Genomic DNA, 6,030 nt, shown 5'->3' with positions numbered 1-6,030 from the left:
CACATCGGTGATCACGACGTTGAATTCGCCGATATGGCGACGCATCCAGGCCTGATCCTTGGGCCGGGTCACGGCGGGCGTCACAACCAGATAGGCGGTCTCGGAAAGACGCGTCACGGTCACGTCGGCCTCGATGCCGCCCGCCTTGTTCAGGAACTGGGTATAGACGATCTTGCCGGGTGCCACCGACATGTCGGCGCCTGAAATGTGGTTCAGATAGCCTTCCGCATCGCGGCCCTCGACCCGGATCTTGCCGAAAGAGGACATGTCGTACATGCCGACATTGGTGCGGACGGCATTGTGCTCGGCCGCCTGATTGCCGAACCAGTTCTGCGGGCCCCAGCTATATTGATATTCCCGCTCTTGCCCGTCATTGGCAAACCAGTTCGCGCGTTCCCAGCCGCCGATTTCGCCGAAAACCGCACCATTCGCCTCAAGATGCGCATGGAAGGGCGTGCGCCGCACACCGCGCGCGGTGGCTTTCTGGCGATAGGGGTAGTGGTCGGCGTAAAGCAGTCCCAGCGTTTCCTTGGACCGCTCAAAGAGATAATGCTTGTTGCCCTGGAAGGGCTGGTTGCGGCCGACATCGACGTCGCCAAGGTCAAAGGGCTTTTCGCCCGTCTCCATCCATTCCGCCAGCGCCATACCCGCGCCACCGGCCGACTGGATGCCGATCGAGTTGAACCCGGCGGCAACCCAGTAATTGTCGACCTCAAGCGACAGGCCAAGGTTATAGGCATCATCGGGGGTAAAGCTTTCAGGCCCGTTGAAGAAAGTATGGATGCCCGCCTCGGCCAGCATCGGCAGGCGGTTGCAGGCGCGTTCCAGGATCGGCTCGAAATGATCGAAATCTTCCTGCAACTGGTCAAAGCAGAAATCTTCCGGGATGCCATTCATGCCCCAGGGCTTGGCATTGGGCTCAAACGCTCCCAGCAGATACTTGCCCGCATCTTCCTTGTAATAGGCGCACTCGTCGGGCACCCGCAGCACCGGCATCTGGGTCAGGCCGGGGATCGCCTCGGTCACGATGTAGAAATGCTCGCAAGCATGCAGCGGCACATTGACGCCTGCCATGCGGCCGACCTCATGGCCCCACATGCCCGCACAGTTGACGACATGATCGGCCTCGATCACGCCCTGCTCACCATTCTGTTCCCAGGAAACCGACTTGGCGCGACGGCCCTCGACGGCAATGCTCGTCACCTTCACGCCCTCTGCCACCACGGCACCACGATTGCGCGCCCCCTTGGCCAGCGCCACCGCGATATTGGCCGGGTCGCCCTGACCGTCGGTCGGCAGCCAGACACCGGCCTTCACACCTTCGATATTCAGATGCTGATAGCGGTTCTTGACCTCCTCGGGCGAAAGTTCCTCCACCGGCACGCCAAAGGCGCGGGCCATCGAGGCGCCGCGGAACAGTTCCTCTTTCCGCGCATCGGTCAGCGCGACGGAAATTGAGCCGACCTGCTTGAAGCCGGTCGCCAGCCCGGTCTCCGCCTCCAGCCCGCCATAAAGGTCGGCGGAATATTTCGCGAGCTTGGTCATATTGGCCGAGGCGCGCAGCTGGCCGATCAGGCCCGCCGCGTGCCAGGTCGTGCCGCAAGTCAGCTGCTTGCGTTCCAAGAGAACCACATCCTTCCAACCGAGCTTGGTCAGATGATAGGCCACCGAACAACCGACGACACCGCCGCCGACAATGACGACACGGGCTTTAGCAGGCAGGTTAGACATTGGTTGAACTCCTAAAGGAAAGGCAGTTGTCTGGAACCGCGCGGATATGGGGCGCCCGAACGACGCTGATCAGCCCGGGAAAAACTTCGCGCGGCCGGCGGGGAAGGTCGAAAAGCGGCAGGTCATTCAGAAAGACCCGGGCGTTTTGGGCACCGGAGACGGCGCCGCGGACAACGTAGAGGCCACCGGGGCGGAGACAGAAGAGGCGCGATTGAAATTTCTCGCCGAGGGAAAGGTCGATAACCGCGTCGAATGCGCAAGACGGCAAGGTGTGACCTGAGGGTATTACCTTTGCCCCAAGGACGCGGGCACCGGCGGTGTGCCGCATGTCACTATGCAGGGTAACATCGGCCCCGTTGTGCGCCGCAAGACGCATGCAGGCATAGCCCACCGTCTCGTCCTCGACAATGATCAGAACGCGCGATCCGCGACCGACCTCACCGCGGGTCAAGAGATTGTGCGCGGTGGAAAATTCCATCGGCATTGCGCCAAATTCTACCGTCAGTCCTGGAAAACTGTTTGCACCCATGTCGCTACTGACCAGCACGATAGCTGGTTTCAACGCGTCACCACGTCCAGCCAGGCCGCTCATGATGCGCCCCCACAGGGCAATAGCACCAGCTTGCCCGGATGCGTGCCGGACTGCAGCTCTTGCTGCGCCCTGCCGATGTCGCGAAGCGGGTAGGTCTTTGATATCAGGGGGCGAACGCTGCCTGCATTGATGATCTCGACAAGCGCCGCAAATGTCTCTGGTGATTGATGGGTGCAGCCAAAAATCGTGAGGTCGTGCAAGTAGATTGTTCTGAGGTCAGCCTCGACCATCGGCCCGGCGATTGCGCCGGAGGTGGCATAGCGACCACCGGGGCGCAACGCGTCTAGCCGTTCCATCCAGCGCGGGCCACCGACAATGTCGATCACTATGTCGAAGGCGCCGGCCACAAGCACTGCCTCCCGATCGATCACGGTCGCGCCGGTGGCCATTACATGTGCCGACTTTGCGGCAGTGCACTGCGCCGTGACTTTTGCTCCGCGTAAAAGCGCCAACTGCACTGCGGCATAACCAACCCCGCCCGACGCGCCGGTTATCAGCACGCTGTCGCCGGCGGCAACGCCGGACCGGGTGAGGAGGTTGTGCGCGGTGCCATAAGCACAGGGCATCCCGCCAATCTCGACATCGGAGAGCGGAGACAAAGTCACATCAAAGAGGTGACGTGCCGGAACGCAGCAATACTCTGCGAACGCGCCGTCATATTCAGAGCCGAGTGCCACGAAACCCATTGGGTTCTCTGGCGTGGGTTCAGCCTGGTTGATCGGGCAGATCACCCGGGCACCTAGGTCAATGCCCTGGACGTTTGCGCCAAGGGCCACGACACGGCCGCAAAGATCGCCGCCCTGAATACGGGGAAAGTCAAGTGCGCCGTCCCAGCCACCACCCTCGGCGGCGGCGTCGCGGGCATACCAGCCGACGCGGGTGTTGATATCGGTCGGGTTGACCCCAGCGGCCAGCACCTTCACCAGCACTTCATCGGCGCGTGGACTCGGCACAGGTATGTCGTCTGACCAGACGAGCGTTTCGGGCCCACCGTGTCCGGTCAGCCGCACGCCGCTCATCTTTTCAGGGATAGACATACCTGTGTCCTCGATCTTCCTGAAGGTCAGGCCCGGATCCGGGCGTTTTCGGGATCCCAGAGCGGCTGGTCGGGCTGCACCACCGCGCGGCAACGCTCGCCATAGATCTCGACCTCAAGCTCGGTTCCCGGCACCGCCAGATCGGCCCTGACCATGCCAAGAGCGATGGAGGCGTTCACCCGGTAGCCCCAGGCGCCCGAGGTGGTTTCGCCCACGACCTTGCCGTCATGCCAGATGGTCGACATGTAGGGCGCGTCGCAATCCTTCGCATCGACGATGAGGGTGATGAAGCTTTTCTTCACGCCCCGCTGCTTTTCGGCCAGAAGTGCTGCCTTACCGGTGAAGTCCTGCGGCTTGTCAAACTTGACGAAGCGTTCCAGACCGCCTTCCAACAGCGAATAATCGGTCGAAAGATCGCCCTTCCAGGCGCGGTAGCCCTTTTCCAGCCGCAGGCTATTCAGCGCCCACATGCCAAAAGGTTTCGCCCCGCCCGCCCGAACCGCATCATAGATCGCGGGCATGTCTGCGTTCTCGGCATGCACCTCCCAGCCGAGTTCGCCCGCAAAGGACACACGGATCAGGAAGGCCTTCTTGCCCGCTACGGTCGCGTGCTGGTGGGTCAGCCAGCCCATGGAGAGGTCGGCATCGGTGATCGGGGCCAAAAGCTCGCGCGACTTCGGTCCGGCAATGATCAGGGTTTCGCGCTCTGCCGTGGTTTCGCGCACCGTCACACCTTCGGGGACGGAGTTGCGGATCAGTTCGCCGTCATGCCACTGCGCGGTGGCGGCGGTGATCAGGACGAAGCTGTTTTCAGCCAAACGGATGCAGGACAGTTCGGTCAGGATGCGGCCGCGCTTGTCGGAGACATAGATCAGGTTCATGCGCCCGACCTTTGGCAGGGCCCCGGTGCAGAAACCGCGCAGCCATTCGTCCGCACCCTCGCCCTGGATCCAGAAACGCGAGAAGCCCGGCAGGTTCAAGACGCCCACGCTGTCGCGCACCGCCTCGCATTCTTCCTTGATCCTCTGCTCCCACGGACCCGACCTGCCCCAGGTATGGGTCGCCTCTTCGGATGTGTCGTCGCCCGGCTTCGCGAACCAGTTGGCGCGTTCCCAACCGTTATAGGCGCCCATCTGACCGCCGAGCTCTCTGATCTTGTCATGGACCGAGGATTTCCGGCGGTCTGGCGCGGCGGGCCAGCGGTGCCAGGGGACATGCATGGCATATTCGTTGCCGTACACTTCCTTGCCTTTTTCGATGCAATAGTCGCGGTCGGTATAGTCGGTGTAGCGGCGCGGATCGCAGGACCACATGTCCCATTCGGTGCAGCCTTCGGTGATCCATTCGGCCAGCACCTTGCCGCCGCCGCCGCCCTGAGCGATGCCGAAGGTAAAGACGCAGGCCTCGAACGCGTTCGGCACGCCGGGCATCGGTCCGATCAGCGGATTGCCGTCGGGCGCGTAGGGGATCGGCCCGTTGATGATGCGGCTGATGCCAGCGCTGCCGACGATCGGCACCCGCTCCATCGCGTCCGCGACAATCTCGGCGATCCGGTCCAGATCGTCGGGGTATAGCTGGAAAGAGAAGTCATCTGGCATCGGGTCGGACGGGTTGACCCAATGCGCCTTGCAGTTCGGCTCATAAGGACCAATGTTGAAACCGCCCTTTTCCTGACGCAGGTAATAGGACACGTCCACATCGCGTAGTAGCGGCAGCTTGTGGCCCACCTCTTTCGACCATGCCTCAATCTCGGACACCTGCTCGGTCAGCACATATTGGTGGCTCATCACCATCATCGGCACGGTGCGCCCGCCATAGGGCTTGAACCATTCGCCGACCTTCTGGGCATAATAGCCCGCAGCATTGACCACATATTCGCAGCGGATGTCGCCCTTTTCGGTATGGACGATCCATTCGCCGTTCTCGCGGGAAACCCCGGTCGCGGGCGTGAAACGCAGGATCTTGGCCCCCATCTCGCGTGCCCCCTTGGCCAGCGCCTGGGTCAACTGCGCCGGGTCGATATCGCCGTCGGCGGGGTCATAAAGCGCACCGGCCAGATCGTGGGTTTCGATGAATGGATACTTGCCCTTGATCTCGTCAACGCCCAGCACTTCCAGATTCATGCCCTGATAAAGGCCCATGCCCTTGGCCCGCTGAAACTCCTGCATCCGCTCTTTCGAATGCGCCAGACGGACCGACCCGGTCACATGGTAGTTCATCGGATAATCGACCTCGGCGCCGAGGCGGCTGTAAAGCTCGGTCGAATAGCGCTGCATGTTCATGATCGACCAGGAGGTCGAAAAGGTCGGAACGTTGCCCGCGGCATGCCAGGTCGAGCCGGCTGTCAGTTCGTTCTTTTCAAGAAGGACACAGTCGGTCCAACCAGCCTTGGCCAGATGGTAGAGCGAGGATACGCCAACCGCGCCGCCCCCAATGATCACCACACGTGCTGTTGAAGGAATCTCGGCCATGTAATCCTCACGATGTTTTTCTGGCCGCAGTATGGTTGCTGTCTGCGCGGCTTTCAATTCGCCACACCCTGCTATATTAATCGGATATTCCGATTAGAGGCTGCCATGCAGATAGAGCTTATCGAAACATTCCTGGACCTGTGCGATACGAGCAGTTTCAACCGGACCGCAGACCGGTTGGGGGTAACACAGTCTACGG

4 protein-coding genes are annotated in these 6,030 nt (G+C 61.6%); all 4 read right to left on the bottom strand.

All coding sequences use genetic code 11. The features are described from left to right. The coding region (locus WBB85_RS09120; protein ID WP_432638309.1) for an FAD-dependent oxidoreductase at positions 1 to 1,731 on the bottom strand (1,731 nt) is incomplete at its 3' end. After that, positions 1,724 to 2,323 (bottom strand): hypothetical protein, encoded by a 600-nt coding sequence (locus WBB85_RS09115; RefSeq protein ID WP_432638308.1) that lies wholly within the window; start codon positions 2,321 to 2,323, stop codon positions 1,724 to 1,726. The genes WBB85_RS09120 and WBB85_RS09115, both read right to left, overlap by 8 nt. Then, a complete protein-coding gene (locus WBB85_RS09110; protein ID WP_432638307.1) occupies positions 2,320 to 3,360 on the bottom strand; it encodes a zinc-binding dehydrogenase in 1,041 nt (346 codons plus the stop codon). The genes WBB85_RS09115 and WBB85_RS09110 overlap by 4 nt, the downstream gene beginning before the upstream one ends. 26 nt (positions 3,361 to 3,386) lie before the next feature. Then, positions 3,387 to 5,831, bottom strand: a complete 2,445-nt coding sequence (locus tag WBB85_RS09105) for a GcvT family protein (RefSeq protein ID WP_432638306.1) — start codon at positions 5,829 to 5,831, stop codon at positions 3,387 to 3,389. Between the last annotated feature and the right edge of the window lie 199 nt (positions 5,832 to 6,030).

Source organism: Albidovulum sp. (assembly GCF_049646345.1).
GTDB lineage: Bacteria > Pseudomonadota > Alphaproteobacteria > Rhodobacterales > Rhodobacteraceae > Albidovulum.
This window is presented reverse-complemented; position numbering and strand designations above follow the sequence as displayed.

Bases quoted from the DNA above. Each gene is read 5' to 3' on its own strand.
- WBB85_RS09115 (WP_432638308.1), bottom strand. From the start codon at position 2,323: ATGAGCGGCCTGGCTGGACGTGGTGACGCGTTGAAACCAGCTATCGTG.
- WBB85_RS09110 (WP_432638307.1), bottom strand. From the start codon at position 3,360: ATGTCTATCCCTGAAAAGATGAGCGGCGTGCGGCTGACCGGACACGGT.
- WBB85_RS09105 (WP_432638306.1), bottom strand. From the start codon at position 5,831: ATGGCCGAGATTCCTTCAACAGCACGTGTGGTGATCATTGGGGGCGGC.